Below are 1,820 nucleotides of genomic sequence, written 5' to 3'. Positions count from 1 at the left end.
TTGCGGACTTCGGGAGGTCACGGCGGCGCCGCGTCGCTGCGGTTGGGTTCCGGCTTTCGCCGGGGTGACGGCGTGGGGATTGCGGGCTTCGAAGTTCACGGCGGAGCTGCGTCGCTGCGGTTGGATTCCGGCGTTCGCCGGAATAACGGTCTGGGGGTTGCGGGGCTTCGGGGCGTGGCGGCGGGGCTGCGTTGCTTCGGTTGGTCGCGACTTGCGTCGCTCCTACAGGGGCTCCGGCAAGTTTCGTATCCGACTGTAGGAGCGGCGCAAGCCGCGACCGCGACAGGACGACCACGGCGCAATCAACACAACGCCCGAACCGTCAAAGCCGCCCATACAGCCCCGGCGAGGAACGCACGCCGCTTCGCCAACCCGCCGCAACCTCGTCGGCCGCCATCGCCCAGCGGCCCGCTCCATCGCCTACCCGCTCCATCGCCGACCCGCGCCGGCCCGCGACCGACGCTGCGCGCGCTATGCCCGCGGCGCGCCCACCGCCTCACCGCACGCGCCGCGCGCGCACGCCTTCCGCATCGTCGCCATTGCAGCGATCAACGCACCACCACGTCCATCCACGCGGCCATTTCCTGCACGTCCGCCTCGGTCAGCTCGGTCGCGCCCGGCACGTTGCGCGGCTGGCCGTCGTCGGCCTTGCCGCCCTTCTTGCCCTTCGCCGGCACCTGCGTGCCCGGGATCGGCTGCACGCCGCCGCTGGCCGATGGACTGACCACCATCACGTACTCGCTGGAACCGTCCGGCCAGACCACCTTGAAGGTGCTGCCCGGCGGCAAGGTCGAGAACGGCGCGCCGCTCTGGGCGCGATAGACCGCCGCGATCTGCGCCGCGCTCAACGAGCGCCGCTCGGACTTGGAGTCCACCGAAGTCACCGCGACCTGTCCCAGCTCGCGGTAGTCCGCGCCGAACACGTCGATCATCACGCCGGCCGCGCCGACCGAATAGGCGCTCAACAACAACGCCCAGAATCCGATCTTGGCCGTGCGCTTGAAATGCTCGCGTTTCATTTGGTCCTCTCTTCGCCAGTCAGCGAATAGATCATCTCTTGCACCACTTCCGCCCCCTGACGCGGGATCGCCGCGTCGTACACGAAACTCGCGAAATCCTGCTGCGGGTCCTGCGAACAAATGCCGCCGTTGGCGCAGTAGGACGTCATCAGCGAGCTGTCCGGCCCGCAGTCCTGCCCCAGCCGGCACGCCGCCAGCTTCCAGGCCAGTTCGGCGAACTGGGTGCCGGACACGCGCTGGTAATCGAAACCGGCGCTGCGGCTGTTGGCGGCCAGGCCCATGCCGCCGGACAGCGCCATGAACGCTTCCGGATCCTTGGAGCGCAACACCCGGTCGATCAGGTTGCGGCGGTAGTCCTCGGTCTTCTCCAGCGGCTTGCCGACGCTCAGCAGCGAAGCCTCGGCGGCCAGGCTGCCGGCCTGCGCGGCTTCCATCCGCTTGACCAGGATCATCGGATAGCCGAGCCCGTCGTCCGGGGCGAAGCGCGCGCAGCGCTCGCTGACCCGGGTGCGCGCGGCGGTCATCGCCGCCGCGCCGCGCACCTTCATCGCTTCCAGCGTGCGGGTGTCGTTGCGGTAGTCGACCGGCGCGTTGGAATAGGTGGCGCAGTAATCGTAGACCCGGGTCAGCAGCCACATCGCCTCGGGCTCGCCGGCCTCGGCGCGCAGGCGCAGCGATTGGGCGAACGAGTACAGATCCGGCGTCTGCTCGAACTGCTGGCGCAGCGGCGACGGCGGCCGCAGCGGCGCGCGCGCCGGACGCCGCGGCGCGGGGCGGATGGCCGAATCCGAGGCGCGGTCG

Annotated in this window: 2 protein-coding genes; both read right to left on the bottom strand. The window is 70.2% G+C overall.

All coding sequences use genetic code 11. From position 1 onward, the window contains the following. Nucleotides 1–548: 548 nt before the first annotated feature. Complete coding sequence (locus tag A7A76_RS18585) at nucleotides 549–1,019, bottom strand: hypothetical protein (RefSeq protein ID WP_343225366.1); 471 nt, start codon at nucleotides 1,017–1,019, stop codon at nucleotides 549–551. Further along, a partial coding sequence (locus A7A76_RS18580; RefSeq protein WP_343225365.1) for a hypothetical protein occupies nucleotides 1,016–1,820 on the bottom strand: 805 nt, incomplete at its 5' end. The genes A7A76_RS18580 and A7A76_RS18585, both read right to left, overlap by 4 nt.

Source organism: Lysobacter enzymogenes, assembly GCF_017168095.1.
GTDB lineage: Bacteria > Pseudomonadota > Gammaproteobacteria > Xanthomonadales > Xanthomonadaceae > Lysobacter > Lysobacter enzymogenes_D.
The sequence above is the reverse complement of the archived record's forward strand: the minus strand, read 5'-3'. Positions and strand labels throughout refer to the sequence as shown.